General features: G+C 71.8%; 20 protein-coding genes. 6 read left to right on the top strand and 14 right to left on the bottom strand.

Translation table 11 applies throughout. From position 1 onward, the window contains the following. Positions 1-164: 164 nt before the first annotated feature. Together ACWGUG_RS04790 and ACWGUG_RS04785 are read right to left on the bottom strand one after the other, a co-directional pair. Positions 165-2,297 carry a DEAD/DEAH box helicase gene (locus tag ACWGUG_RS04790; RefSeq protein WP_452323986.1) on the bottom strand — a complete coding sequence of 711 codons (2,133 nt, stop codon included), beginning with the start codon at positions 2,295-2,297 and terminating at the stop codon, positions 165-167. 168 nt (positions 2,298-2,465) lie between these two features. Beyond that, on the bottom strand, positions 2,466-3,074 hold the full coding sequence (locus ACWGUG_RS04785; RefSeq protein ID WP_452323985.1) for a TetR/AcrR family transcriptional regulator: 609 nt from the start codon (positions 3,072-3,074) through the stop codon (positions 2,466-2,468). A 129-nt stretch (positions 3,075-3,203) separates the two neighbouring features. On the opposite strand from ACWGUG_RS04785, the gene ACWGUG_RS04780 reads away from it, so the two are divergent. Together ACWGUG_RS04780 and ACWGUG_RS04775 are read left to right on the top strand one after the other, a co-directional pair. Then, a complete protein-coding gene (locus tag ACWGUG_RS04780; protein WP_336393676.1) occupies positions 3,204-4,010 on the top strand; it encodes a sugar phosphate isomerase/epimerase family protein in 807 nt (268 codons plus the stop codon). Then, positions 4,010-5,137 (top strand): Gfo/Idh/MocA family protein, encoded by a 1,128-nt coding sequence (locus tag ACWGUG_RS04775; protein WP_336393677.1) that lies wholly within the window; start codon positions 4,010-4,012, stop codon positions 5,135-5,137. The genes ACWGUG_RS04780 and ACWGUG_RS04775 overlap by 1 nt, the downstream gene beginning before the upstream one ends. 89 nt (positions 5,138-5,226) lie before the next feature. On the opposite strand, the gene iolD is transcribed toward ACWGUG_RS04775, so the two are convergent. From iolD to iolC, 5 genes are read right to left on the bottom strand one after another with little or no spacing between them, the layout of a single operon-like run. Continuing rightward, positions 5,227-7,140, bottom strand: a complete 1,914-nt coding sequence (iolD, locus tag ACWGUG_RS04770; RefSeq protein ID WP_452323984.1) for a 3D-(3,5/4)-trihydroxycyclohexane-1,2-dione acylhydrolase (decyclizing) — start codon at positions 7,138-7,140, stop codon at positions 5,227-5,229. Then, positions 7,140-8,057 (bottom strand): 5-deoxy-glucuronate isomerase, encoded by a 918-nt coding sequence (iolB, locus tag ACWGUG_RS04765; RefSeq protein WP_378879955.1) that lies wholly within the window; start codon positions 8,055-8,057, stop codon positions 7,140-7,142. The genes iolD and iolB overlap by 1 nt, the downstream gene beginning before the upstream one ends. A gap of 18 nt (positions 8,058-8,075) precedes the next feature. Continuing rightward, positions 8,076-9,629, bottom strand: coding sequence for a CoA-acylating methylmalonate-semialdehyde dehydrogenase (locus ACWGUG_RS04760; protein WP_452323983.1), 1,554 nt, complete (start codon positions 9,627-9,629; stop codon positions 8,076-8,078). Next, on the bottom strand, positions 9,626-10,546 hold the full coding sequence (locus ACWGUG_RS04755) for a class I fructose-bisphosphate aldolase (RefSeq protein WP_452323982.1): 921 nt from the start codon (positions 10,544-10,546) through the stop codon (positions 9,626-9,628). Before ACWGUG_RS04755 ends, ACWGUG_RS04760 begins: the two co-directional genes overlap by 4 nt. Beyond that, positions 10,543-11,502, bottom strand: coding sequence for a 5-dehydro-2-deoxygluconokinase (gene iolC / locus ACWGUG_RS04750; protein ID WP_452323981.1), 960 nt, complete (start codon positions 11,500-11,502; stop codon positions 10,543-10,545). The genes ACWGUG_RS04755 and iolC overlap by 4 nt, the downstream gene beginning before the upstream one ends. 168 nt (positions 11,503-11,670) lie before the next feature. Between iolC and ACWGUG_RS04745 the strand changes: the two genes are divergently transcribed. Next, on the top strand, positions 11,671-12,429 hold the full coding sequence (locus tag ACWGUG_RS04745; protein ID WP_336393683.1) for a GntR family transcriptional regulator: 759 nt from the start codon (positions 11,671-11,673) through the stop codon (positions 12,427-12,429). A 57-nt stretch (positions 12,430-12,486) separates the two neighbouring features. Here ACWGUG_RS04745 and ACWGUG_RS04740 read toward each other — a convergent pair whose 3' ends face one another. The 5 genes from ACWGUG_RS04740 to ACWGUG_RS04720 all read right to left on the bottom strand — a co-directional run bounded on the left by ACWGUG_RS04740 (position 12,487) and on the right by ACWGUG_RS04720 (position 19,102). Further along, positions 12,487-14,031 carry a M20/M25/M40 family metallo-hydrolase gene (locus ACWGUG_RS04740; protein ID WP_452323980.1) on the bottom strand — a complete coding sequence of 515 codons (1,545 nt, stop codon included), beginning with the start codon at positions 14,029-14,031 and terminating at the stop codon, positions 12,487-12,489. A 127-nt stretch (positions 14,032-14,158) separates the two neighbouring features. Further along, the gene (panB, locus tag ACWGUG_RS04735) at positions 14,159-15,046 is read right to left on the bottom strand and encodes a 3-methyl-2-oxobutanoate hydroxymethyltransferase (RefSeq protein ID WP_336393685.1); all 888 of its coding nucleotides are present in this window, start codon (positions 15,044-15,046) and stop codon (positions 14,159-14,161) included. Continuing rightward, positions 15,043-15,912 (bottom strand): pantoate--beta-alanine ligase, encoded by an 870-nt coding sequence (gene panC / locus ACWGUG_RS04730; RefSeq protein ID WP_336393686.1) that lies wholly within the window; start codon positions 15,910-15,912, stop codon positions 15,043-15,045. The genes panB and panC overlap by 4 nt, the downstream gene beginning before the upstream one ends. Next, complete coding sequence (locus ACWGUG_RS04725) at positions 15,909-16,664, bottom strand: DUF2520 domain-containing protein (protein WP_452323979.1); 756 nt, start codon at positions 16,662-16,664, stop codon at positions 15,909-15,911. The genes panC and ACWGUG_RS04725 overlap by 4 nt, the downstream gene beginning before the upstream one ends. An 86-nt stretch (positions 16,665-16,750) precedes the next feature. Further along, complete coding sequence (locus tag ACWGUG_RS04720; RefSeq protein WP_452323978.1) at positions 16,751-19,102, bottom strand: arylsulfatase; 2,352 nt, start codon at positions 19,100-19,102, stop codon at positions 16,751-16,753. A 236-nt stretch (positions 19,103-19,338) separates the two neighbouring features. Here ACWGUG_RS04720 and ACWGUG_RS04715 point away from each other — a divergent pair, with 236 nt between their 5' ends. After that, positions 19,339-19,668, top strand: coding sequence for a carboxymuconolactone decarboxylase family protein (locus tag ACWGUG_RS04715; RefSeq protein ID WP_452323977.1), 330 nt, complete (start codon positions 19,339-19,341; stop codon positions 19,666-19,668). 21 nt (positions 19,669-19,689) lie between these two features. On the opposite strand, the gene ACWGUG_RS04710 is transcribed toward ACWGUG_RS04715, so the two are convergent. Beyond that, a complete protein-coding gene (locus ACWGUG_RS04710; RefSeq protein WP_452323976.1) occupies positions 19,690-21,933 on the bottom strand; it encodes an AAA family ATPase in 2,244 nt (747 codons plus the stop codon). Between the two features lie 236 nt (positions 21,934-22,169). On the opposite strand from ACWGUG_RS04710, the gene helR reads away from it, so the two are divergent. Beyond that, entirely contained in the window at positions 22,170-24,308 is a 2,139-nt protein-coding gene (helR, locus tag ACWGUG_RS04705; RefSeq protein ID WP_452323975.1) for an RNA polymerase recycling motor ATPase HelR, read from the top strand. A 25-nt stretch (positions 24,309-24,333) separates the two neighbouring features. Here helR and ACWGUG_RS04700 read toward each other — a convergent pair whose 3' ends face one another. Further along, the gene (locus ACWGUG_RS04700; protein WP_336393692.1) at positions 24,334-25,302 is read right to left on the bottom strand and encodes a squalene cyclase; all 969 of its coding nucleotides are present in this window, start codon (positions 25,300-25,302) and stop codon (positions 24,334-24,336) included. Between the two features lie 102 nt (positions 25,303-25,404). Here ACWGUG_RS04700 and corA point away from each other — a divergent pair, with 102 nt between their 5' ends. Continuing rightward, positions 25,405-26,403 (top strand): magnesium/cobalt transporter CorA, encoded by a 999-nt coding sequence (gene corA / locus ACWGUG_RS04695; protein WP_452323974.1) that lies wholly within the window; start codon positions 25,405-25,407, stop codon positions 26,401-26,403. The last annotated feature ends 60 nt before the right edge of the window (positions 26,404-26,463 follow it).

Here is a 26,463-nt window from a genome sequence, read left to right as displayed (position 1 = left end):
CGGTGAAACGCTGAGACGACACACGCCGCGACAGGGCGACACGCGGCGACATAAGGGGTCATCCGCGCGCTGAATCGCGGTGTCGCGATCGAATCGCGGTGCGCCGTGCGCACCGACTACCGCGAGTCGTACGCGACATCATGAGTGGACGACGGGGGCGCGGGTCAGCCGCGCAGCGCGAGGGCGAAGGGCAGCACCTCGGCCGCGCCTGCCCGCCGCAGCTCGCGGGCGGCGATCGTCAGGGTCCACCCGCTGTCGACGCGGTCGTCGACGAGGAGCACGGGCCCGTCGGGAAGGTCGAGAGTCGCCGCGGAGAAGCGCCCCCAGACGCCCGCCACCCGGAATGCGCTGTTGCCGCCCGGCCGGCCCGTCGGGCCACCGTCCACGAGGTCGAGGGCGCCGAGGAACGGCAGCCGCCCGATCTCGGCGATGCCGCGGGCGAGCGAGTCCACCAGCTGCGGCTTCGACCGCGACGGCATCGCCACGACGGCCACGGGCCGGCGGTCCCAGCCCCACTCCGCGAGCACGCGGACGCAGGCCTGCAGCACGTTCGGGGGCACCGGCGCGTCCCCGACGCCGGCGGCGAAGAGGTCGCGCAGCGCGCCGCCCCAGCCGAGGTCGGTGAGGCGAGCGAGCGCGCGTCCCTCGGCTGCCTGCTCCTCCGGAGGGATCCGGCCCTTCACCGCGACTCCGAGCCGGTCGGCGCCCGTCGGCCACTGCCGCCGGGGCTCGATCGGCACGCCGACGCGATCGAGCGCGGCCGCGGCGGCATCCGTCGCCCCCGTCGCGATCTCGGTCGGGAACCACGCGCCGGCGCAGTTGTCGCAGCGGCCGCACGGGGCGGCGGTGTCGTCGTCGAGCGAGCGCTGCAGGAACTCCATGCGGCAGCCGCGCGACTCCTCGTACTCGATCATGTGCTGCTGCTCGGCGACCCGCTCGGCGGCGATGCGCCGGTAGCGGTCCTCGTCGTAGGTCCACGGCTCGCCGGTGGCGATCCAGCCGCCCCGCACCCGGGCGACGGCTCCGTCGACGTCGAGCACCTTCAGCAGCAGCTCGAGCGGCGTCCGGCGGATGTCGACGACCGCCTCGAGCGCGGGCGTCGAGAGCGGCCCCGCGGCGTCGGCGAGAGCCGCCAGCACCCGCTCGGCTCGCTCCCGGTCGGGCATCGACGCCGTGGCGAAGTAGTGCCAGATCTCGCGGTCCTCGGTTCCCGGGAGCAGCAGCACGTCGGCCGACTCGGTCGCACGGCCGGCGCGCCCGACCTGCTGGTAGTACGACACCGGCGACGACGGGGCGCCCAGATGCACGACGAAGCCGAGGTCGGGCTTGTCGAACCCCATCCCCAGCGCGCTGGTGGCCACGAGGGCCTTCACCCGGTTGTCTTTCAGGAGCGCCTCGGACTCTTCCCGCTCGTCGGTGTCGGTCTGTCCGGTGTAGGCGCGCACGTCGTGGCCCCGCTCGCGCAGCAGTCGCGCCGTGTCGTTCGCGGCGGCGACCGTGAGGGTGTAGATGATGCCAGAGCCGGGCAGGTCGCCGAGGTGGCTGATGAGCCAGGCGAGGCGGCTCGGCGAGTCGGGCAGGCGCAGCACGCCCAGCCGCAGCGACGCGCGGGCCAGCGGCCCGCGGATCGTGAGCACGCCTGGTCCGGCATCCCCCGCCGGCCCGTCGCGGTGCGCACCCGCGTCGAGCTGCTCGGCGACGTCGGCGACCACGCGGCTGTTGGCCGTCGCGGTCGTCGCCAGCACGGGGACCCCGTCGGGCATGCGCGCGATGAGCTCGCGCAGGCGGCGGTAGTCGGGGCGGAAGTCGTGGCCCCAGTCGCTGATGCAGTGGGCCTCGTCGACGACCAGCAGGCCGATGCGGTCGACGAGCTGCGGAAGCTGCTCGTCTCGGAACGAAGGGTTGTTGAGCCGCTCCGGCGAGACGAGCAGCACGTCCACCTCGTCGTGGTCGAGCTGCGCGAGCACATCGCCCCACTCGTGCACGTTCGTCGAGTCGATCTTCACCGCGCGGACCCCTGCCCGGGCGGCCGCCGCGATCTGGTCGCGCATGAGGGCCAGGAGCGGAGACACGAGCACGGTCGGCCCCGCACCCCGTCGGCGCAGCAGCAGCGTCGCCACGAAGTACACCGCCGACTTGCCCCAGCCGGTGCGCTGGACCACGAGCGCGCGGCGCCGGTCGTCGACGAGCGCCTCGATCGCCTCGAACTGGCCCTCGTGGAAGTCGGCGTCGTCCCGCCCCACCAGCGCCCTCAGCACGTCGAGGGCCTCGGCACGGGTGGTCGTCGTCGGTGTCACGGGTTCCACCCTGCCCCATGCTCCTGACACGTCTACCGGACTCGCCCGCGCGAGCGACGGATCGGTCGACGTCGACGGATGCCGCACCCCTGTGGAGGAGCCGGCACGAGCCGGCAACCGGAGGTCATATATTGGGCACGCCTCCCGGGCGTCCGCGCGCGCGACCGGTCAGGCGCGGGGGGCCGCCAGCAGCTGGTCGAGCAGGGCGAGCGCGGCGTCCTGGGGAGCACTGGCGTCCAGGAGCCACTGGGTCTGCAGACCGTCGGATGCCGCGATCACCAGGGCCGCGACCGCCTCGGGGGCGACATCCGCCCGGATGCGACCGGCCTCCTGGCTGTGACGCACCCGCCTGGCCATGTCGGCGCGCACGCGGGCGAAGCGCGAGGTGGCGAACTCGCGGGCGGCCGGATGCCCCTGCTCCAGCGCCGTCGCGACGAGAGTCGAGTAGAGCTGGACGAGTCCCTGCACCTCGCGGTTCGACTCCGTCCAGCGACGGAGCGCCTCCACGGGGGTCTCGTCCTGATCGGCGGAGGGCTCGTCGTCGCCGCGTCGCTCGGACTCCTGGTAGACGGCGACGAGCAGCTCTTCCAGCGACCCGAAGTAGTGCTTCAGCGCGGCATGGGTGACGCCGACCTCCTCGGCGATCGCGCGCAGGCTCGTGCGGTCCGAGCCGCGCTGCGCGAAGACCTCGATCGCGCGGTCGAGGATCTCCTGACGTCGGGCGACGCCCTTCGCATACGACCCGCGCGGGGCCGGCTGGTGCTCGTCGCCGGACATGCGGCCATGCTATCCGACGAAAACCTCCACGTGGAGGTTTTCGTGGTACCGTGATCGTCGGCGGGATCGGTCGACCCGCTCCCGCCCACAGCGACAACCGTCGAAGCAGACAACGAAGGAGCGCGACCGATGCCGGTCCAGACATCCATCCAGCTGTTCACCGTGAAGGACGCGCTCGAGGCCGACCTCGAGGGCACCCTCGCCGAACTGGCCGCCCGCGGCTTCACCGCCGCGGAGCCGTACGACTTCGTGCGCCGCGCCGAGCCGCTCGCGGCAGCGCTGAAGGCCAACGGCATCGCCGCCCCCACCGGTCACGCCTTCCTCGCGTCGACCTCGTTCGTGAACCCCGACGGCACGACGACGACCCGCCCGGTCCCCGCACCGGAGGCCGTCTTCGACGCCGCGGACACCCTCGGCATGACCACCGTCATCGAGCCCTACACCGACCCCGCCCTGTGGCAGAGCCGTGAGCACATCGCCGACATCGCCCGGCAGCTCAACGCCGCCGCCGAGATCGGCGCCGCACGCGGCATCCGCGTCGGGTACCACAACCACGCGCACGAGCTCGAGGCGACCTTCGACGGCAAGACCGGTCTCGAGGTGCTCGCCGACCAGCTCGACGAGCGCGTCGTGCTCGAGGTCGACCTCTACTGGGTGGCGCGCGCCGGCGTCGACTCGGCGGCGCTCCTGCGCCGGCTCGGAGACCGCGTGATCGCGGTGCACGTCAAGGACGGCACGCTCGACCCCGAGGCCGTCGCGGCCTACCCGCCGGCCGACCAGGTGCCCGCCGGCCAGGGCGTCGTGCCCCTCGAAGAGGCGCTGGCCGCGGCATCCGCCCTCGAGGTCGCCATCGTCGAGTTCGACCACTTCGGCGGAGACCTGTTCGACGCCGTCGAGCAGAGCCGCCGCTTCCTCGACGAGAAGGTGTCCGCCTGATGGCCGCCGCGACCCAGCCCGTCGGCGTCGGCCTCATCGGCGCCGGCAACATCAGCGACCAGTACCTGACGCACCTCACGAGTTTCCCCGACGTGCGCGTGCTCGCCGTCGGCGACCTTCTCGAGGAGCGCGCCAAGGCCCAGGCCGACAAGTACGGCGTGCCGCGCGGCGGCAGCGTCGAGTCGGTGCTGAACGACCCCGACATCGACATCGTCGTGAACCTCACGATCCCGGCGGTGCACGTGGAGGTGTCCGAGGCGATCATCGCCGCGGGCAAGCACGTGTGGACCGAGAAGCCGATCGGCATCGACCGCGAGGAGTCGCAGCGGCTGCTCGACACCGCCCGCGCGGCCGGTCTGCGGGTCGGCGTCGCGCCCGACACCGTGCTCGGCCCCGGTGTGCAGACGGCGAAGCGCGCGATCGCGCGCGGCGACATCGGCCGCCCGCTGTTCGCGACCACCACGTTCCAGTGGCAGGGTCCGGAGCTGTGGCATCCGAATCCCGCGTTCCTCTACGCCAAGGGCGCCGGGCCGCTGCTGGACATGGGACCGTACTACGTCTCGACACTCGTGCACGTGTTCGGCCCGGTCGCGTCGGTCGCCGCCCTCGGGCTCCAGGGCGTCCCGACCCGCACCGTCAAGTCGGGAGAGCTCGCCGGCCAGGAGTTCCCGGTCGAGATCCCGTCGACGCTGTCGGTGCTGATGGACTTCGAGCAGGGCGGTCAGGCGCAGAGCCTGTACAGCACCGACTCGCCGCTCAAGCGCCACGGCATCGTCGAGATCAACGGCACCGAGGGCACGATCGTGATCCCCGACCCGAACATGTTCGGCGGCGACATCTCGATCATCCGTCCGCTGACCGACGCGTCGGTGAGCGAGCAGGAGATCCTCGAGGTGCCGCAGGAGGGCGTGCTCACCGGCCGCGGCCTCGGACTGCTCGACATGGCGCGCTCGATCCGCGAGGACCGCCCGCACATCGCCACCGGCGAGTTCGGCTACCACGTGCTCGACACCCTGCTCTCGATCGAGGAGGCCGCGGCGTCCCGCGGGTTCGTCGAGGTGAAGAGCACCCTCGGCGAGGTCGGCTCGCTGCCCGCGGACTTCGACCCGCTGGCCGCCACGCTCTGACGGGCGCCGCCGCGCCGAACGCCCCCTGCCGCGAGGCGGGGGGCGTTCGTTTTGGGGATGACGGATGCCGCAGGCCGCGGCACCGGAGCTCAGCCCAGCAGCGGCCGCTGCGTGACCCGCTGCTCCTCGTACTCCCGACGGGCCCGCTGCGTGGACTCGAGGGTCGAGACCTCGGCCACCGGGACGTCCCACCAGCCGGCGCCGACGGGCGCATAGATGAGCGGATCGCTGTTGATGTGGATGACGGTGGACCGGTCGGATGCCTTCGCCTGCGCGACCGCCGCCTTCAGGTCGTCGATGGCGGAGGCGCCGGGCTGGACCTCGATGACGTCGAGTCCGTAGCTGCGGGCGTTCATCGCGAGGTCGACCGGGAGGATGCCGTCGCCCTGGAAGTTACGCGCCTCGGGGTCGTACTCCCGGTAGCGCGTGCCGAAGCGCTCTGAGCCGACCGTCTCGGACAGGTGGCCGATGGAGGCGAACCCGTGGTTCTGCACGAGGATCACGATGAGCTTGATCCCCTCCGCGACCGCGGTGACGAGCTCGGTGTTGAGCATGAGGTAGGAGCCGTCCCCCACCATGACGATGACGTCGCGGTCGTCGCCGTCGGCGAGGAGACCGCGCTTCGCGCCCAGTCCACCGGCGATCTCGTACCCCATGCACGAGAACGCGTACTCCACGTGATAGCCGAGCGGGTCGCGGACGCGCCACAGCTTGTGGAGGTCGCCCGGCAGTGAGCCGGCCGCCTGGACGATGACGTCCTCCGGTGCGCTCGTGGACTGCACGGCGCCGATGATCTCGGGCTGGCCCGGCAGGGCGAGCCCGGACGGCGCGAAGGCCGCATCGACCGCGGCATCCCACTCCGCCTTCACGCGGGCGATCCGCTCGCGGTGGTCGCGGCCGACCTGGAAGCCCTCGAGCTCGATCGAGAGCTCGCGGAGAGCCTCGCGCGCGTCGGCGATCACCGGCAGCTCGGTGCCGTGCTTGTAGGCGTCGAAGGACGCGACGTTGATGTTGACGAACACGACACCGGGATTCTGGAACGCCGTGCGCGAGGCGGTCGTGAAGTCGCTGTACCGGGTGCCGATGCCGATGACGACGTCGGCCTCCGCCGCGAGGCGGTTGGCGGCGGAGGTGCCGGTCGCGCCGACGCCTCCGACGTACTGCGGGTGGTCCCACGCGAGGGAGCCGCCGCCTGCCTGCGTGGTGCCGACGGGGATGCCGGTCGCCTCGACGAGCGCGCGGAGCTGGTCCTCGGCCCCCGAGTAGAGGACGCCGCCGCCGGCGACGATGAACGGGTTCTTCGCGCCGCGGATCGCCGCCACCGCCCGCGCGAGCGGGCCTTGCTCGGGAAGCGGACGGCGCAGGTGCCACTCGCGGTCGTGCAGGAACTCGACGGGCACGTCGAGGGCCTCGGCCTGGACGTCCTCGGGCAGGGCGATGGTGACGGCGCCGGTCTCGGCGGGATCGGTCAGCACCCGCATGGCGGCGAGGGCGATCGAGTACAGCTGCTCGGGGCGCTGCACGCGATCGAAGAAGCGCGACAGCGGGCGGAAGGCATCCGTCACCTGCAGCCCGGTGTCCCACGGCTGCTCGAGCTGCTGCAGCACCGGGTCGGCGACGCGCGTGGCGAAGGTGTCGCTGGGCAGCAGCAGCGCGGGGAGGCGGTTCGTCGTCGCGAGCGCCGCGCCGGTGAGCATGTTGGCGGCGCCCGGACCGACCGAGGCCGCCGCGGCGAACGTCCCGCGCCGGCGATGCATGCGCGCGTACCCCACCGCCTCGTGCACCATGGCCTGCTCGTTGCGGGCCTGGTAGTACGGCATGAGCTCCGGCTGCTCGACGTTGACCTGCTTCAGCGCCTGGCCGATGCCGGCCACGTTGCCGTGCCCGAAGATGCCGAGCACCCCCGGGACGGTGCGCTCGCGGATGTCGCCGTCCACGGTCCACTGGTGCGCGAGGAACTCCACGAGGGCCTGGCTCACCGTCATCCGTCTCGTCGCGCCCATCAGCTGCTGCCTTCCTCGTCGTCGGCGGTGAACGGCAGTCGGTCGTCGACGTCCTGCCCGGTCCAGGTGCCGCGCACCCACGCGTGCGCGGGGTCGTCGCTGATCAGCCACACCCGCTCGGGGTCGGGGCCGGCCATCACGTTGAGGTAGTAGAGGTCGTACCCGGGCGCCGCCACGGCCGGGCCGTGGTAGCCGTAGGGCACGAGCGCGATGTCGCCGGTGCGCACCATCGCGTTGATGTCGATCTCGCCTGCGGGTGAGGAGTAGGTGCTGAACATGCCGAAGGATGCCTCGGGCGAAGCATCCGATCCGGCCACCGGCGCGGTCTCGAAGTAGTAGATCTCCTCGAGGCGCGACTCGTGGCCGGGGACGTGCTCGTCGTGCTTGTGCGGCGGGTACGACGACCAGTTCTCGGCGGGCGTGATGACCTCGCACACGATGAGCCGCGCGGCGTCCAGGGCCTGCGGCGTGCCGAAGTTGTGCACCTGACGGCTGGAGCGGCCCGCCCCGCGCAGCTCGACGGGCGTGTCGGCGGCGGGGACGTGCACGCTCGGCTTCACGATCTCGGTGGGCGAGGACGCGATCGCGACGCGGCCGGCGCCGGTGAGCACCGCGGTCGCGGCGGACGAGAGGTAGAGCACGTCGGTCGGCCCGTCGAACACCGACGCCCGGCCCTTCAGACGCGCCGTGGTGGTCTCGGCGCCCTCGAAGTACGAGACGGTGAACGATCCGGCCAGCGGCACGACGATGCGCTCCACCCCTGTCGGCGCGAGCGCGAGCGAGTCGGTCTCGGCCAGTTCGGCCACCCGGATGCCGGTGTGCGCCCAGCCGGGAGTGGTCTCGTCGACGACGCTCTCCCACCCGTCACGGGCGAGCTCGCCGCGGCGGTGGAACCAGCGCTGGTCGGTGGTGCTCATGTCTCCCAATCGGGGTGATCAGTGGTTCTGGGGGAAGCCGAGGTTGATGCCGCCGTGGCTGGCGGGGTCGAGCCAGCGGGAGGTGATGGCCTTCTCGCGGGTGAAGAAGTCGAAGCCGTGGACGCCGTAGGCTTTCGCGTCACCGAAGAGAGACTGCTTCCAGCCGCCGAACGAGTGGTAGGCGACGGGGACGGGGATGGGCACGTTGATGCCGATCATGCCGACCTGCACCTCGTTCTGGAACCGGCGGGCGGCTCCGCCGTCGTTGGTGAAGATCGCGGTGCCGTTGCCGAACCGGCCGGAGTTGATCAGCTCCAGCCCCTCGTCGTAGGACTGCACCCGGACCACGGACAGCACCGGTCCGAAGATCTCCTCGGTGTAGGCCCGGGAGGTGGTGGGGACGTTGTCCAGCAGGGTGGGGCCGAAGAAGAACCCGTCCTCGTGCCCGTCGACGGTGCAGCCGCGGCCGTCCACCACGATCCTCGCGCCGTCGGCCTCGGCGATGTCGACGTACTCGGCGACCTTGGCGCGGTGCGCGTCGGTGATCAGCGGACCCATGTCCGGCTCCACCCCGTCGGTGCCGGCGCCGTTGCCGATCCGCAGCCGCCCGATGCGGTCCTGGATCTTCGAGATCAGTTCGTCCGCGACCGGCTCCACCGCGAGAACCACGCTGATGGCCATGCAGCGTTCCCCGGCGGCGCCGTATCCGGCGTTCACGGCCTGGTCGGCGACGAGGTCCAGGTCGGCGTCCGGCAGCACCAGCATGTGGTTCTTCGCGCCGCCCAGCGCCTGCACCCGCTTGCCGTGCCGTGACGCCGTCTCGTAGATGTACTGCGCGATCGGGGTCGACCCCACGAAGCTGATCGAGGCGACGTCCGGGGAGGTGAGCAGGCCGTCCACGGCGAGCTTGTCTCCCTGCAGCACCGTGAACACCCCGTCCGGCAGTCCCGCCTCCTGCCACAGTCGCGCCAGCCACAGCGCCGCCGACGGGTCCTTCTCACTGGGCTTGAGGACCACCGAGTTGCCCGCGGCGATCGCGATCGGGAAGAACCACATCGGCACCATCGCCGGGAAGTTGAACGGGCTGATGATCCCCACCACGCCGAGCGGCTGCTTGAGCGAGTACACGTCGATCCCGGTCGAGGCGTTCTCGCTGAACGCGCCCTTGATCAGGTGCGGGAACCCGCATGCCAGCTCCACCACCTCCTGGCCGCGCAGGATCTCCCCCATCGCGTCCGAGACGACCTTGCCGTGCTCGGCGGTGATGATCTCGGCCAGCTCCTGCTTGCGTGCGTTCAGCAGCTCCCTGAACGCGAACAGCACCGTCTGCCGCTTCGCGACCGAGAACCCGCTCCACACCTGGAACCCGGCCTGCGCCGATGCGATCGCCGCATCGACCTCCGTCTCATCCGCCAGCGCCACCTGAGCCTGCACCGCACCCGTCGCCGGGTTGAACACCGGCGCCGTCCGCCCCGAGACCGACGGCCGCTCCGCGCCGTCGATCCAGTGCGAGATGACGCGGACGTCCGAGTCGACGTCGGACGTCGCGGGAGAGATCTGGGTGTCGGTCATGTGAGTTCCTTCGTGAGAGTCGAGAGGTCGGAGTGGACGAGCCCCGCCGCGATGTCCACGGCGGCGGCGACGTCGTCGTCGGGGGGATACAGGAGCGTGCGGCCGACGGTGAGCCCACGCACGCCGGGGAGCGACAGGGCATCCTCCCACGCGGCGAAGGTCTCGTCGGGATCGACCCCGGAGTCGCCGCCCAGCAGCAGCGTCGGCATCGTCGTCGCCGCCATGACCCGCTCCATGTCGTCCACCACGGGCAGCTTCATCCACGTGTGCGAGCTGGATGCGCCCAGACCCGAGGCGATCGCCACCGACAGGATGACGGCATCCGTCGACAGGTCGTTGACGACGCGGCCGTCCGCGCGCGTGCTGAGGAACGGCTCGAGCATGATCGGCAGCCCGGCGGCCGAGGCCTGCGTGACGGCGGCGGCCATCGCCGTGAGCGTGGACACCGTTGCGGGATCGGCGAGGTCGATGCGGACCAGCGTCTTGGCGAAGTCGATACCCGCGCCGACCATCGTCGGCACGTCGTACGCGGTCATGCGGTCGTCCAGCTCGAACGCCGCGCCGCGCAGTCCACCGCGGTTCATGGAGCCGACGATGATCTTGTCGTCCAGAAGCCCGAGCGCGGCGAGGTCGTCGATGATGTCGGGCGTGCCGAGCACGCCGTCCACACCGGGCCGGCTGAGCGCGATGGCGAGCCGGTCGAGCAGCTCGTACCGGTCGGCCATCGCGGTGGGGTTCGGGCCGACCGCGAGCGCGCCGCGGGCGGGATGGTCGGCCGCGACGATGAACAGGCGGCCGTCGGCGGACAGCACGTCGCGCCGGCGGCGGGCGGTGAGGGAGGCGCGGATCACCTCGGGTGCCGTGGCACGCAGATCGCGCAGGCGGACGAAGTCGTCCGCGGTGAGGAACCGGGTCATCGGGATGCTCCCGCCCCGACGATCGCTGCCACCTCGGACTCCGTCGGCATCGCCGTGGAGCATTCCAGGCGCGAGGCGACGATGGCTCCGGCGACGTTCGCGAACCTCAGGAGCCGCTCCAGGTCCCAGCCCGCGAGCAGCCCGTGGCACAGGGCGCCGCCGAACGCGTCACCCGCGCCGAGGCCGTTGACGACGTCCACGTGATGCGGGGGCACCACGACGGACTCCTCGCGGGTCTTCGCCAGCACCCCCTTCGGGCCCTGCTTGACGATCGCGAGCTCAACGCCGCGCTCGAGCAGGGCGTCGGCGGCTCGCTCCGGCTCCGACTCGCCGACCGCGACCTCGCACTCCTCGCGGTTGCCCACGGCGACGGTGGCGTGCTCCAGGGCACGGGTCATCTGAGCGTGCGCGTCGGCCGGGCCGGCCCAGAACATCGGACGGTAGTCCAGGTCGAAGACGGTGTGGCCGACCGTGCGCGCCTGCAGCGCGGCATGATGAGCGGCACGACTCGGCTCCTGGCTCAGCCCGGTCGCGGTGATCCACAGGATGCGGGCGGCGCGGACGGCGTCGAGGTCGAGGTCCGCCGGCGGCACGTTGAGGTCCGGCGCCTTCGGCTCGCGGTAGAAGTACAGCGGGAAGTCGTCCGGCGGGAAGATCTCGCAGAACGTCACCGGCGTCTTGAGGGTGTCGTCGACCGCGACGAAGCGGTTGTCGACACCCAGCCGCTCGAGCTCGGCGAGCAGATAGCGTCCGAACGGGTCGTCCCCGACGCGCGAGATCAACGCGACGTGCCGGCCGTGGCGGGCCGCGGCGACGCTCACGTTGGCGGCGCTGCCCCCGAGGAACTTGCCGAACGTCTGGACCTCTTCGAGCCCGACGCCCGACTGGAGGGGGTAGATGTCCACGCCCAGGCGCCCGAACGCCAGCACGTCGAAGGGAGGAGTGTTCTGGGTCATACCCCGCTGTACAACTCTCTGCGGCGCCCTCGGGCCGCCTCGGCGGACTCTTTGTCCTGACAATAGCACAACGCCTCCGGAAAGCGACACACCCGCGCTGGGCGTATGACAAATGCGTAGCGATGTATCATTGTCGGGACATTATGCTGTCGGGACTTGGAGTGGATGATGGCAGACGACGTGGTCAGGCTCGACGACTTCCTCTCGAGCATGGACCGCACCGGCCCCGTGCCGCTGTACTTCCAGGTCTCGAGCGCGATCGAGAAGGCGATCCGGTCCGGTGAGATCCCGCCGGGAGCGCGGCTCGAGAACGAGATCGCGATCGGCCAGCGCCTCGGGCTCTCCCGCCCGACGATCCGCCGCGCGATGGAGGAGCTGGTCGACAAGGGGCTCCTCGTGCGCCGGCGCGGCATCGGCACGCAGGTGGTGCAGGGTCAGGTCACGCGGCAGGTGGAGCTGACGAGCCTGTACGAGGATCTCAAGAACTCGCAGCACGAGCCCGGCACCCGGGTGCTCGAACACGACACGCGCGCCGCCGACCCCGCGACGGCGGACGCGCTGAGCGTGCCGGTCGGATCCGACATCGTCTACCTCCGGCGGCAGCGTTCCACCGACGGCGTGCCCGTCGCCGTGCTCACCAACTACCTGCCCCTGGACTTCGCCGACATCACCACCGAGCAGCTCCAGCAGAAGGGGCTCTACGAGATCATGCGGGCGCGGGGCGTGACCATCCGCGTGGCCAACCAGAAGATCGGCGCCCGGCGGGCGCACGGCGATGAGGCGGGACTGCTCGACATCGACAAGGGCGGGCCGGTGCTCACGATGGAGCGTGTGGCCTTCGACGCCTCGGGCCGCGCGGTGGAGTTCGGCCACCACTGCTACCGGCCCGACATGTACAGCTTCCAGACGACGCTCGTGGCCAGGTAGGACGAGCGGGACGTATGCCGCAGGCCCGCGCCCGCGGCATCCGTCCGGTCACCTCGTTCAGCGCAGCGCGCGGTGCCCCTTGTACTCGGGCGACCACTGGCCGAGCGCCTTGCCCTTGGCCGTGCCGTTGATCGCCGACTGCGTCTCGGCGAACGTGAGCGTCGCGTGGGCGGCAGCATCGGACATCTGCTCGAGCAGCGTGTCGCTGATGTTGGCGTAGATGTCGCAGGCCTGGTGGTAGCACGGGTCGAACGCGACCCCCGCGGTGCCTCCGTACAACTCCACCTGCGCCGCCGACTTGAGGTCCTCGGCGCCCGAGAACAGGCCACCGGCCGGGATCCCGGCGCCGATGAAGGCGAAGTAGTCGCTGCGCCCGTCGAACGCCGTCGGCTCCGTGTCGAGATCACGCGCGTCGAACCAGTCCTCGAACACGCTCTCGACGATGTCGGATCCGTTGGGGCCTGTCGTGCCGAACCCATCGCCGTCGCCGTCGTAGATGAACCGGCCGCCGTTCGGCGACCCGAGCATGTCGAAATTGAGGTTGACGGCGTGCTGCTTGATCTCGGCCTTGCTCAGCTGCGACACGTAGTGGTTCGAGCCCTGGAGGCCGTCCTCCTCGCCGCCCCAGAACGCGAAGCGGATCCGGTTCTCGGTGTCGATGCCGAGCGCATCGATCTGGAGGGCCATCTCCATCAGCGCCGCGATGCCCGAGCCGTTGTCGTTGATGCCCGGTCCCTCGGGCACGGAGTCGAGGTGCGCGCCCACGATGACCGTGCGATCGGTGCGCCCGGTCGGAGTGTCGGCCAGCAGGTTCGAGGTCTGGATCGTGGTCTCGGTGGTCACGACGTTGATCTCCATGACCAGCCCGCTCGTGGCGACCAGCGCTGCCCCGAGGTCGAACGAGGTGCTCACGACCGGCACGGGGTCGGCGGTCCAGTCCGCCGTGCTGAGGGTGCCGCCGAAGACGCCGAACCGGTCGTCGTTGGGGTTCTCGTTGCCCTGGTTGAACATGATGACGCCCACGGCGCCGGCGGCCACGGCGTTGACCGCCTTGACACTGAAGTCGCACGAGCCGCGCTGCAGGAGGGCGATCGAGCCGGCGACGAAGTTCGCGAAGTCGGCGCTCTCGCAGCCGCTGGTCGACGCCCGGTCGCCGCCGAGGTTCACGTCGACCGCCTGGACGGCGGCTTCCACCGTGCCGTCGCCCGAGTACTCGAACGGGTAGAACTCATCGATGAAGTCGTACGAGACGTCCGCCGGTGCGGTCTGCGTGAGCGTCGAGCCCTCGTAGTCGACCACGGTGTACTCGAAGGGCTGGACCGTCGTGAGATAGCCGGCCGCCTCGAGGGTCGTCTTGACGTATGCGAGCGACGCGTCGTACCCGCTGGTGCCGGCTGCGCGGTTGCCGCCATTGGCATCCGCGATGCTCTGCAGCGCCGCCAGGTGGGACTTCAGCCCGTCGATGGTGATGGCGTCGGTCAGGGCCGTCGTGTCGATCACGGGGGCCGCCGTCGCGGGTGCGCCGACCGCGGCGACCGTCAGGCCGCCGGCGACGAGAGCGGACACGGCGATCGTGGCGCCGCGCCTGGTTCGATGGTTCACTGCTGCTCCTAGGGTCTCGGGAGAGTGATGTTCCGACGTCGGGAGACGCCTGAGCGGGAACCTACTCGCCGCCGACCCCCGGGGGAAGAGCGGTGCCGCGCGCAGCGGGGGCGCCCGGCCGGCGAGCTCAGAGGGAGGTCTCGGAGTGATCGCTCGCGCGCGTCGCCGCGCCGAGCGCCTCGCGGGCCGCGGCGATCGCCGCATCGGTCGCGGAGTAGCCGTGCTCAGGTCCGGGGAACACGCCGCCGCGCACCTCCCGCGCGTACGCCGCCACGCCGGCGACCATGTCGGGCCCGATGGCGCCGTAGCGCTTGACGAAGGCGGCCGTCTTCCCCTCGGTGATGCCGAGCAGATCGTGGATGACGAGCACCTGGCCGTCGGCCGGCCCGGCGCCGATCCCGATCACCGGGATCCGCAGGGCCGGCAGCACGACGGCGGCGACGTCGGCGGGCACCGCCTCGATGACGAGCACCGCGGCTCCGGCCTCCTGGACGTCCAACGCCTCCCGCACGATGCGCGCCGCCGACTCCGCGGTGCGTCCCTGCGCGCGCAGCCCGCCGAGCGCCACGGCCGTCTGCGGGGTGAGCCCGACATGGGCGACCACGGGGATGCCCGCGTCGGCGATCGCCCGGATGCGGCTCAGCCGCGCCTCGCCGCCCCCCTCGAGCTTGACCGCGTCGGCGCCGGCCTCCTTGACGAAGCGCACCGCCGTGGTCACGGCCTGCTCGTCGGACACTTCCGTCGAGCCGAAGGGCAGATCGCACACGACGAACGCGGAGCGCACGCCGCGACGCACCGCGCCCGCGAGCACCAGCATCTCGTCGACGGTCACCGACACCGTGGAGTCGTGGCCGAGCACGACCTGCGCCCCGGAGTCGCCCACCAGCACCATGTCGACCTCGGCCTGCTCGGCGGTCCGCGCGGTCGGGAAGTCGTAGGCCGTGACCATGACGATCGGCTCGCGGCGTGCCTTCATCTCGTTGAGCCGCTGCAGCGTCACCGGGGCGCGCATCATGAACCTCCAGGAGCCGGGACGCCGCGGGGAGCGACGACGGTGTTGTCGATGAGTCGCGTGGCCCCCACGCGGCCCGCGACGGCCACGAGGACGGGGCCGCCCACGTGCGCGATCGGCGCGAAGGTGCCGGGGTCGACGAGCGCGACGTAGTCGGGACGGATTCCGGATGCCTCGAGCACGGCCTGCGCCCGCGACCGCAGAGCCTCGGCGTCCGTGACGCCCGCGGCCGCGGCATCCGTCACCTCCTGCAGGGCGCGCGGGATCGCCAGCGCCCGCGCGCGCTCTTCGGGCGAGAGACGGGTGTTGCGGCTCGATCGGGCAAGACCGTCGTGATCGCGCGACGTCGGGCACACCACCAGCGACACGGGGATGCCGAGGTCGGCGACGAGGCGGCGGATGACGGCGACCTGCTGGGCGTCCTTCGCGCCGAAGTAGGCGCGGTCGGGCAGCGCTGCCAGCAGCAGCTTGGTGACGACCGTCGCGACGCCGTCGAAGTGCGAGCGACCGCGCTGCGCCCCTTCGAGCGTCTCGGCGATCGGGCCGGTGACGCTGACGGTGGTGGCGAAGCCGGGCGGATACACCTCCGCGGCGTCGGGGGCGAACACCACATCGACACCCTCGGTTTCGGCGAGGGCGAGATCGGCCTCCTCGGTGCGCGGGTAAGCCGCCAGGTCGGTCTGCTCGTCGAACTGCGCCGGGTTGACGAAGATCGACATCACCACGGTGTCATCGGCGGATCTCGCCGCGCGCAGCAGCGTCGCGTGGCCCTCGTGCAGCGCTCCCATGGTCGGGACGAGCCCGATGCTCCCGTCGCGCCTTCCGCGCAGCGCGTCGCGGAGATCGGCCACCGTGCGCACGACGATCATGACGTCGCCCCTCGCAGCTCGCGCGCGGCAAGGTCCCTCGTCGCGGCGGTGAGCGCATCGAACAGCTCCGAGCGGGCGGGCAGCCTGTCGTGCACGGCCTCCCGCTGGCGGGACACGGTGCCCTCGTCGCCGCGGGCGATGGGCCCGGTGAGCGCGGCCGCGCCGTGAGATCGCCAGTTGTCCAGCGCGGCCTGCGCCAGCGGCACGAGGGCGTCGCGCGGAACGCCGGCTGTCGCGGCCACCTCCTCGGCGAACACCTCGAGGGTGACGAGGAAATTCGACGCGATCGAGGCGGCCGCGTGGTACGCGGCGCGGTCGGCGTCGGCGATCTCGAACGCCGTCATGCCGATCGCCTCGGCGATCGCCCGCGCCCGCTCGAGCGCATGGGGCGTGGATCCTGCGACCGCCGCGGGGACGCCGGCGAACGAGGTCTCCCCCGCCACGGTCATGAGGGGGTGGATGCCGAGAGCCTCGTGCGGCGCCAGCGGCTCGAGGGTCGTGGCCCCGGAGAAGTGCCCGACGAGCCGTCCGGGTGCGACCAGCGCGGCCGCGGCGGCGATCTCGGCGTCCGGGACCGCCAGGAGCACGATGTCGGCCTCCGCCGCCGTCGCGCCACGGCCGAGGGGGCCGGTCACCTCGACGTCCGCCCCGCGCAACGCCGCCGCGACCGCACGGCCGACGCGTCCGTCGCCGATGACCGCGACGGCGCCGAGGCCGCCGGGGCGCGCGCGATCGGGGTCGAGGTCGGGCATCGTCGTCGTCTCCCGTCGTGCGGCGTCTGGATCGCGTTCCAAACTACCCCCGCGCGCACACCCCTCACGCCCGGCCGAGCGGCACCCTACGTCTGCGGCGACGTCTGGTACGCGATGCGGACCTTGCCGATCTCCCCGTCGAACGCGAACGGCATCCGGTCGGCGTACGCCCTCGACACGGCGCCGCCGTACGCGCGCCCGATGTCGAGGCAGTCGTTCGCGGAGAAGAGCAGTGGGGCACTGATCGGGACCACGCCCGAGGCCACCGCTTCGCCGTCGACGCGCAGCGTCACCGAGAGAGGCCCTCCGGGCCTGGCCTCGACGTACGTCGTCTCGACCTCGATCGTCACGTCGCCGGCCGATACCGGTGCCGACGTGGCGATGGTGGTGCGCTGCACGAGGAACAGGTTGTACTCGAACGTCAGCACGCCGTCCGCGAAGAAGCAGGTGAGTCCGCCGCCCGCGCCGCCGAGCTTGTAGAGCACGCCGTTCGCCCGATCGGGCACCGACGCCTGGATCGTGACGATGTTGGGTGTGTTGCCGAGCGCCGGCGCACAGAACTCGGGCACGCGCACGGTGTCACCCGACATCTCCCACGAGGTGTAGGGCACGGTGATGCGGAACTCCGGGTGGTAGACCGGCACCCAGAGCCCGGCACCGACCGGGAGGACCTCGTTCCTGGCCGCCTCCATGGCGAAGAGCTCCTTGAGCTCGGCGAGCTTCTCGGGATGCTCGGCCGCGAGGTCGCGAGCCTGGCTCCAGTCCTCGTCGAGGTGATACAGCTCCCACGCGTCGTGGTCGGGTGTCCAGGCGGCGATACCGGGAGGGACGCCCGGCACCCACGGCAGCCGCGGGCCGGTCGCCGACGCGATCCATCCGTCGGAGTAGATCGAGCGGCTTCCCATGATCTCGAAATACTGCGTGCGGCGGCGGCCCTCGGCGGACGCATCGTCCACGGCATACGCGAAGCTGATCCCGTCGACCGGATCCTGGTGGATGCCGTTGACCGACTCGGGATGCGAGATGCCGAGGATCTCGTAGAGGGTCGGGGCCAGGTCGATGACGTGGTGGAACTGCGTGCGGGGCACCGGGTCGTGCTCGACACGGCCGGGCCACCTCAGGAACATCGGGTTGCGCGTGCCGCCGAGGTGCGAGGCCTGCAGCTTCATGCCCTGGTAGGGACTGGAGCCTGCCCACGCCCACGCGGCGTGGTACTGGTTGTCGGTCGCCGGCGTGCCGAGGGCGTCCAGCCCGCCGAGCTCATCGAGTGCGGCGAGGTGCTGCTCGATCGTCGTGGGGATCATGTTCTGCGCGAGAAGCTCGCTGATCGTGCCGTTCTGCCCCTCGCCGGATGAGCCGTTGTCTCCCCAGATGTAGACGACGAGCGTGTTGTCGCCGTAGCCGAGGTCCTCCAGCGCGTCGATAACGCGGCCCGCCTGAACGTCGGCGTGCTCGCCGAAGCCGGCGCACACCTCCATCAGGCGCGCCTGGAAGGGCTTCTGATGATCGGGGATGTCATCCCAGCTCTGCAGGCTCTCCGGACGAGGGGTGAGCACCGCGTCGTCCGGCACCCAGCCGGCCGCCTTCGCGCCCTCCAGCGCCCGTTCGCGGTAGACGTCCCACCCGTCGTCGAATGCGCCGCGGTACTTGTCGGACCACTCCTTCATGACGTGGTGCGGGCCGTGGATCGCCCCCGTCGCCCAATACATGAAGAACGGCTTGTCGGGCGTGAGCGCCTTGTGGTCGCGCAGCCACCCGATCGCATCGTCGGCGATGTCCTCACTGAGGTGGTAGCCCTCCTCCGGCGTGCGGGGAGGCAGCACCGACGTCGTGTTGCGCACGAGGTTGGGCTCGTACTGCGAGGCCTCTCCGGCGAGGAAGCCGTAGAAGTACTCGAAGCCGTATCCCGTGGGCCACCGGTCGTACGGGCCGGCGACGGTGGTCTCCTCGGCCGGGGTGTTGTGCCACTTGCCCCACGCACCCGTCGAGTAGCCGTAGTTGCGCAGCACCTCGGCGATCGTCGCGCTGCTCTTGGGGATGTGCCCCGAGTAGCCGTCCCAGTCGTTCGCGAGCTCGGCGATCTGACCCGACCCCACGCGGTGGTGGTTGCGGCCCGTGAGCAGCGACGCGCGCGTGGGCGAGCACATCGCCGTCGTGTGGAACCTGTTGAAGCCGACCCCTTCGCGGCGGATCCGGTCGAGGGTCGGCGTGGCCACGGCCCCGCCGAGGGGCTCGGGCAGGGCAGGTCCGGCGTCGTCGATGAGGATCACCAGGATGTTCGGTGCGTCCTCGCCGAGATGACGCGAGGGCGGCAGCGGCGAGTACGTGGACTCCGCCAGCGTGCGCCCCGCGACGCTTCCCGACGTCTTGGGCGGGAAGGGCAGCGTCCTGGCCGGCGGGAGGGGCGCGCCCACGATCGTCCGGTTCTCTTGCGTCATCGTCTTCTCCTGTCACGGCGCAGTCATCCCGCTCGACCGGCGCGCTGACGGGCAGCCGGCCGAGACCCCCGCGTCACGGTATCGAGCGGCATTCCGCCCCCACATCACTCGGATCGCGTGAAGCCGATGGCGAAAGGGGCGCAGGCACCTGGTTCACATGATCTGCATGGTGCGCGCGATCGGCGCACATTGTGCACTTGGTCCAGTTGTCCGGGTTTCGGAGCGGAGGCGGGCAGGTGGACGATGTCGAACGGCTGCGACGCTTCTGCGTCGACGACCCGGCGCTGGAGAGCGAATCCGGGGCTCCATGGTGGTCGGGAGCGCTCGGCACCCGCACCGTGGCGCTCGTGCGGATGGGGGCGCTCATCGCGACCGACGCACCCGCCGCGTCCATCCGCTCCGCAGTCGACGACGCGGTGGCGGCGGGGGTCACGCTGCACGAGATCGTGGCGGTGCTCGAGGGGATGGTGAGCGTCGTGGGCCTGCCCCGGGTCGTCGCCGCCGCACCACGGATCGCCGCGGCGCTCGGCTACGGCGACGACCTCGTTCCCGAGCCGGCGCTCTGACCCTGCCGAGTCCGGCGCGCGTCAGCCGCCGAGGAGTCCCAGCGCGCTCGCCCTGTCGACCGCACCGCCGCGCGTGGTGACCCCGAGCTTGCGGTAGATCGACCCGACCTCCGAGCTGACGGTGTTCCGTGAGATGAAGAGGCGCTGCCCGATCTCGGCGATCGTCAGGTGCGTCTGCAGATACGGCAGGAGCCGCAGCTCGGCCGGCGTCAGGGGAACGGATCCGCCTGCGGCGGGCTCCGCCGCGAGCGCACTGCGCAGCTCCGCCACCTGCGCCGAGACCACGCCGACGTCCGGTCGCCTGCGCAGCAGGTCGTCGATCTCCTTGACGAGGTGCCACGCCGCTGACCGGTCCCCGATCGCGACGTGGGCTTTCGCGAGCTGGACGCGTGCGCGGATCGAGAGGTACGGAAGCAGGTACGTGCACCCGATGCGCGCCCGCATGCCGCGGGAGAGCAGCCGCGCCCCCTCGTCGCGCTCGCCGTCGTGGATGGCCACGCGGGCCGCGACGGCCAGCGCCAGCGCGGTGGTCGGGTAGCCGTCCATGTGACTGGCGTCGATGGCGCCGACGCCGCGTTGCGCGTGATCCCGGGCGACTCCCCAGCGCCCGGCGTCGATCGCCAGCAGTGCGAGCTCCGGCTCGCTGAGGATCACGGTGTCGGGGTTGCCGGCCAGCGTGGCGACCTCGACGGCCTCGTCGAACGCGTCCTCCGCCCCCGCGAGGTCGCCGACGAGCAGGCGGGCCGATCCCCACAGGTGAAGGGCCTGATCGCGCCAGGGACTGGTCGTCGGCTCGTGCTGCACGGCGTAGGCGGCATCCGCCACGACCCGCTCGTGCCCGCGCTCGCACATCGCGGCACGCACCATGGCACGCGCGGACTCGAACGCCACGCGGTCGCCCTCGGGGAGGGAGTCCAGATCGAAGGCGTCGAGGATGCGCGCCCAGCGTTCGCCGGCGGACACTTCGCCGAGGAGGACCGCCGTCCACGTCATCGTCACCACGAGCGGCGGGTAGCTGCGGACCAGACTGTCGCCGAGCTCCGACAGCCACCGGCGGACCGTGGAGACCTGCCCCATCTGGTACATCGGCAGGCCGAGTTCGGCGATGCGTCCGGCCGCGCTCTCGATCTCGCCGGCGAGCAGCAGGTGCTCCACGGCCTGGACGGGCATGCGATGCTCCTCGTGCCAGGCGGCGGCCCGGCGGTGCAGCTCGGCGACGGCCACCGCGCCCTCGGCGCGCTCGAGCTCGGTCTCGAGGAATTCGCGGAACAGGGCGTGGAAGCGGAACCACCCGCGGTGCCGGTCCATCCCGACGAGGAAGAGGTTGGCGTCCTCGAGGTCGCGCAGCCGTGCGCGTGCGTCCTCGATGCCGAGCACGGCGTTGCACGAGGCCGTCGAGAGCTGTTCGAGCACGGCAGCCCGGCGTAGGAAGACCTGCGTGTCTTCGGGAAGGCGCGCGACGCACTCCCGATAGAGATAGTCCGCGACGAAGCGGTCGTCGCCGGTGATGGATGCCGCGTCGCCGCCCGACCGCGCCACCAGGGCGCACAGGAACAGGCCCGTCGGCCAGCCCTCGCAGCGCTCGACGATGGTGTGCAGGTCGGCGTCGTCGACGCCCGCCGCTCCGGCGTGCTCGAACACGGCGCGCGCGGCGGCGTGGTCCAGCGACAGGTCCGCCGCGGTGATCTCCCAGGCGTCGCCGGCCGCGCGGAGGCGTCCGATCAGCGACGGCTCCCGCCTGCTGGCGAGCACGACCTGGGATCCCGCGGGCACGCGCGCCAGGAGCACCTCCATCGCATCCTGGCAGTCGGGAGAGTTCGCCCAGTGCAGGTCGTCCACGAACAGGACGAAGGCGCTCGGCGCGCCCGCGAGCGCGCCGGCCAGCAGCGGTGCGGAGCGGCCCAGCGCCGCGGTGCCGACACCGCGCATCTCGGAGACGACGGATGCCGCGCCCGGTGAGAACGACGCCGATGCCGACGCGATCACCGACAGCAGCGACGCCGGGTCGACATCGGTGCGGTCCAGCGAGACCCAGGCCACGTGGCGGTCGTCGGATGCCGCCCACTCCGCCAGGAGCGTGGACTTGCCGTAGCCGGCGGGGGCGGTGACCGAGACGACGCGGGCACCGCTCGCGCGAGCACGCTCGATCAGGCCGCGCCGGCTGACCGCACCCGGGCGAGCAGGTGGCGGCTGGGTCTTGCTGCGCAGAAGCACAGCCTGCAGGTCAGGGCCCCCCAGCCCGGACTCACGGAGAATCTCCGTCACGTCGGTGATCCTACGGGCCCGCGAACCATGCCACAAACACGCCGGTCACACGAGCGAATGCACCGATTGCGAAAGACCTCCCCGTCCCCGCCCTCGCGTCCCCGCCCCTCCCAGGATATCGGCGGGTGCGGGGCTTGCGGCAAGGCCCCCACGGCGGCGCATACTGTCGGTCGCGACGCGCTGCCTCCGCCACCCCTCCGCACCTCAGCGTCGCGCAGCAGCCAGGAGTCGATGCCGTGAACACCACCCGGACCAGCCCTTTCCTCCTTCCCGAACGTCTCGCCGCCAAGACCGACCCTGTGCTCATCGGCGACGACGAACGCCACTTCGCCGCGATCACCGAGAGCATCGCCCAGTCCGTCGCCGCCATCGAGGAGCGCCTGGACGCGCTCCGTCGTCTGCCCGGCGGACATGGGCAGGCGGCGCTCGAACGCGACCTCGAGATCCATCGCCTGTCCGCACGACTGCGCACGCTGCGCCGTTTCACGATCGACGCGTGCCTGGGGCGCATGGTTCCCGCTGACGGGCCGGAGCCGGCGTACATCGGGCGGTTCGGACTCACCGATCCCGCGGGCCGGCGCCTCCTGGTCGACTGGCGGACGCCGGCGGCCGAGCCGTTCTTCGCCGCGACCCATGCGCGACCGATGGGCCTTGCGAGCCGCCGCCGGTACCGGTGGACGGGCCGCCGGGTGACCGACTACTGGGATGAGGTCTTCACCGCGGAGGGATTCGCGCACAGCGCGGCCCTCGATGATCAGTCCGCGTTCATCGCCAGCCTGGGCGCGAGCCGTTCGCCGCGCATGCGGGACGTGCTCGGCACGATCCAGGCCGACCAGGACGCGATCATCCGCGCCGGCTCGCGCGGCAGCCTCGTCGTCGACGGCGGGCCCGGTACGGGCAAGACCGTCGTCGCACTGCACCGGGCCGCCTACCTCGTGTACTCCGACCCGCACCTGGGCGGCGGGCGCGGCGGCGTCCTCTTCGTCGGCCCCAGCCCCGCGTACCTCTCCTATGTCGAAGACGTCCTCCCCGGCCTCGGCGAGGAGAGCGTGCGAACCTGCACGGTGCGCGACCTCGTGGCCGAGGGGGCAGCGGCCCCGCCCGAGGCCGACCCGCGCGTCGCCCGCCTGAAGGCCGACGCGCGCATGATCGACGCGATCGAGCCCGCCGTGCGCCTCTACGAGGAGCCGCCCACCAAGGGCCTGCTCGTCGAGACGCCGTGGGCGGAGCTGCGGCTCGCTCCCGACGACTGGGCGGAGGCGTTCGCATCCGCCGAGCCCGGCGTGCCGCACAACGAGGCGCGCGACCAGGTCTGGGAGACGGTGCTCGACATCCTCACCGACCAGGTCGACGGCGAGGAGGTGCCGCTGCATCAGCTGCGACGGGCACTCGCACGCCACGACGACCTGACCAGCGCCTTCGCGCGCGCGTGGCCGCTCGTGGAGGCATCCGTCGTCGTCTCCGACCTGTGGACGGTGCCCGCCTACCTGCGCCGGTGCGCACCGTGGCTCACCCCCGAGGAGGTCCACCTCCTGCAGCGCGCGGAGCCGGCCGCGTGGACGGCATCGGACCTGCCACTGCTGGATGCCGCGCGGCGGCGCCTCGGCGACCCGGACGCATCCCGCCGACGGCGACGGCGCGAGGCGAGGCTCGCGCAGGAGCGCGAGTACATGGCGCAGGTCGTCGAGCGGCTGAAGGAGGCCGGCGACGAGCTGATGCAGTGGCTGGACGGGGACGACCTGCGCAACAGCCTCGTCGACGAGTCCGTGCTCGACGCGGTCGATCCCGACGTGCTGGCAGGCCCGTTCGCGCACATCGTCGTCGACGAAGCGCAGGAGCTCACCGATGCGGAATGGCGGATGCTGCTGGCCCGCTGCCCGTCGCGCAGCTTCACCGTCGTCGGCGACCGCGCGCAGGCACGCCACGGCTTCCACGAGTCCTGGCAGGAGCGTCTGCGGCGCGTCGGGCTGACCGAGGTGTCGATCGCGTCGCTCACGATCAACTACCGCACGCCGAGCGAGGTGATGGCCGAGGCCGAGCCGGTGATCCGCGCAGCCGTCCCGGACGCCAACGTGCCGACGTCGATCCGGTCGAGCGGCATCCCGGTGCTGCGCGCGCCGGTGTCGCGGCGCGACGCGATCGTCGGGGAGTGGCTGGCCACCCACCCCGACGGCACGGCCGCGGTGATCGGCGACGCCGCATTCCCGCCGCAGGATCGCGTGCGATCGCTCACCGCCGAGGGGGCGAAGGGCCTCGAGTTCGACCTCGTGGTGATGGTCGCGCCGTCGACCTGGGGGGTCGGCGTCGAGGGCGCCGTCGACCGCTACGTCGCCATGACGCGCGCGACCGGCCGCCTGGCGGTGCTGGAGGAGTGACGGGGCGCCGGCCGTCGGGGCAGCGTCAGGTCGCCTCGTCCCACCACCGCAGCACGCGGGTGCCGATCAGGGTGAGCCAGCGCGACGGCTCGCCCTCGGCGACGTCAACGGAGAACCAGGTGCGACCAGGCAGCGGTGTCGTCTGCAGCCACGTGCCATCGGGCTGACGCGCCGCCCGCACGAGGGCGACCGCGTCGGCCAGCCTCGGGTCGGGCCGGCCGCCCTCGAGCAGCGCGACCTCGCGGAAGTGGTCGAGCGCCGCCAGGGCGCTGTAGCGGTGGCGGTTCGGGTACACGAATCGGCTGACGAAGTCGCCGACGACCTCGCCGGTCGACGCACGGAGCATGAGGCGCCGGGACAGCAAATACTCCTCGCCGCCGTGGCGGGCGTCGCGCATGCCGGCGTCGCCGGTGATCCGCTCGTAAGCGAGGATGCCGCGGGCGGCGTTCAGCGTCGAGTGGAACGAGGAGCGCACCGAGTCGCCCTCTTCGGCCTCGCAGTTCCAGCCGCCGTCGGCCAGGCGATGCTCCGGGAACCAGGCGACGAGCCGGGAGACGTCCGCTCCGAGCCACGCACCGGCGGCCAGCGTGTAGGAGTTGATGCAGACGTCGACCTCGCCGCCCCAGTACGGCAGGTCCTCGTACTCCCAGCGGCTGTTGACCGCCAGCTTCTCCGCGGTTCCGGCGAGCGCCCGGGCGTCCAGGCCCCACTCGCGCAGGTCCTTCAGCACCCACGTGGTGGCCGTCCAGGGCTGGCCCGGCTCGTCGGCCTCGGCGCTTCCGAAGAAGCCCGCCGGGAAGAACGCCCCTCCCGCCCATTGGCCGTCGTCGCCCTGCAGCGCCAGCAGCCGCGCGCCGAAGCCCTCGGTCGCCACGCGCGACCGCGTCGCCTGCCACACCTCCGGCGGGGCGCCGGCGAGGTCGCGCTCGACCTGCCAGCGCAGGGCGGGGTCGGAATCGAGGAGCCACTCGAGCACGCGCTGATCCGTGGTCATGACGGCAGAGTACCCACGCGGTCCGACGTTCACCGGGCTGCGGCATCGGTCCGCTGCGGCGGGTCGCACCTCCCGCGGTCGCGGGGCGAGAAGAATCGGCAGATGCCCATCGTCGACAACGGCGTGTACGTCGCCGGGAAGCGGATCCGGAATCCGTCGAGCCTCAGCGAGACCTTCGAGTACACGCGCGAACACCACGGGATGGCGTGGATCGGGCTGTTCCGCCCCTCTCCCGAAGAGATCGCGCAGGTCGCCGACGAGTTCGGGCTGCACCGTCTCGCCGTCGAGGACGCGCTCACCGGGCATCAGCGCTCCAAGCTCGAACGCTACGGCGACATCCTGTTCATCGTCCTCCGGCCCGCCCGGTACGTCGACGAGACCGAGAGCGTGGAGTTCGGCGAGCTGCACGTCTTCGTCGGGCCCGACTTCATCGTGACGATCCGCCACGCCGAGTCCCCCGACCTGGCCCGCGTCCGCCATCGCATGGAAGGCGAGCCCGAGCTTCTGGCCCGGGGGCCGGAGGCCGTGCTGTACGCGATCCTCGACGAGGTCGTCGACGAGTACACGCCCGTCATCGACGGCGTCGAGAACGACATCGACGAGATCGAGGACGCGCTGTTCGAGAACGGCGCCGTCACGCTCTCCAAGCGCATCTACGACCTCTCGCGCGAGGTGATCCTCCTGCAGCGGGCCGTCGCGCCGCTCGCCGACATGCTCGAGGCGCTCCAGCGCGGCGCCCCGAAGTACGAGGTCGACGTGGAGCTGCAGCGGGCCCTCCGCGACGTCCACGACCACGCGCTGCGGATCGTCGACAAGACGGTGGCCTTCCGCTCGATCCTCGACAACGCGCTCACCGTCAACGCGACGATCGTCACGCAGCGCCAGACGGACACCGCACTCATGCAGAACGAGCAGGTGAAGAAGATCTCCGGGTGGGCGGCGATCCTCTTCGGCCCCACGCTCGTGGGGACCATCTACGGCATGAACTTCGAGTACATGCCCGAGCTGGCGTGGCCGCTCGGCTACCCGATGGCCCTCGGTCTGATGGCCGCGACGAGCATCACGCTGTACTGGGTGTTCCGCCGGCGGCACTGGCTCTGAGCCCGAGCGGACGACGCTCGAACGAACAGGGGCGGGCCGACCTGACGTCGACCCGCCCCA

The organism is Microbacterium sp. NPDC055455, assembly GCF_053619935.1.
The sequence above is the reverse complement of the archived record's forward strand: the minus strand, read 5'-3'. Positions and strand labels throughout refer to the sequence as shown.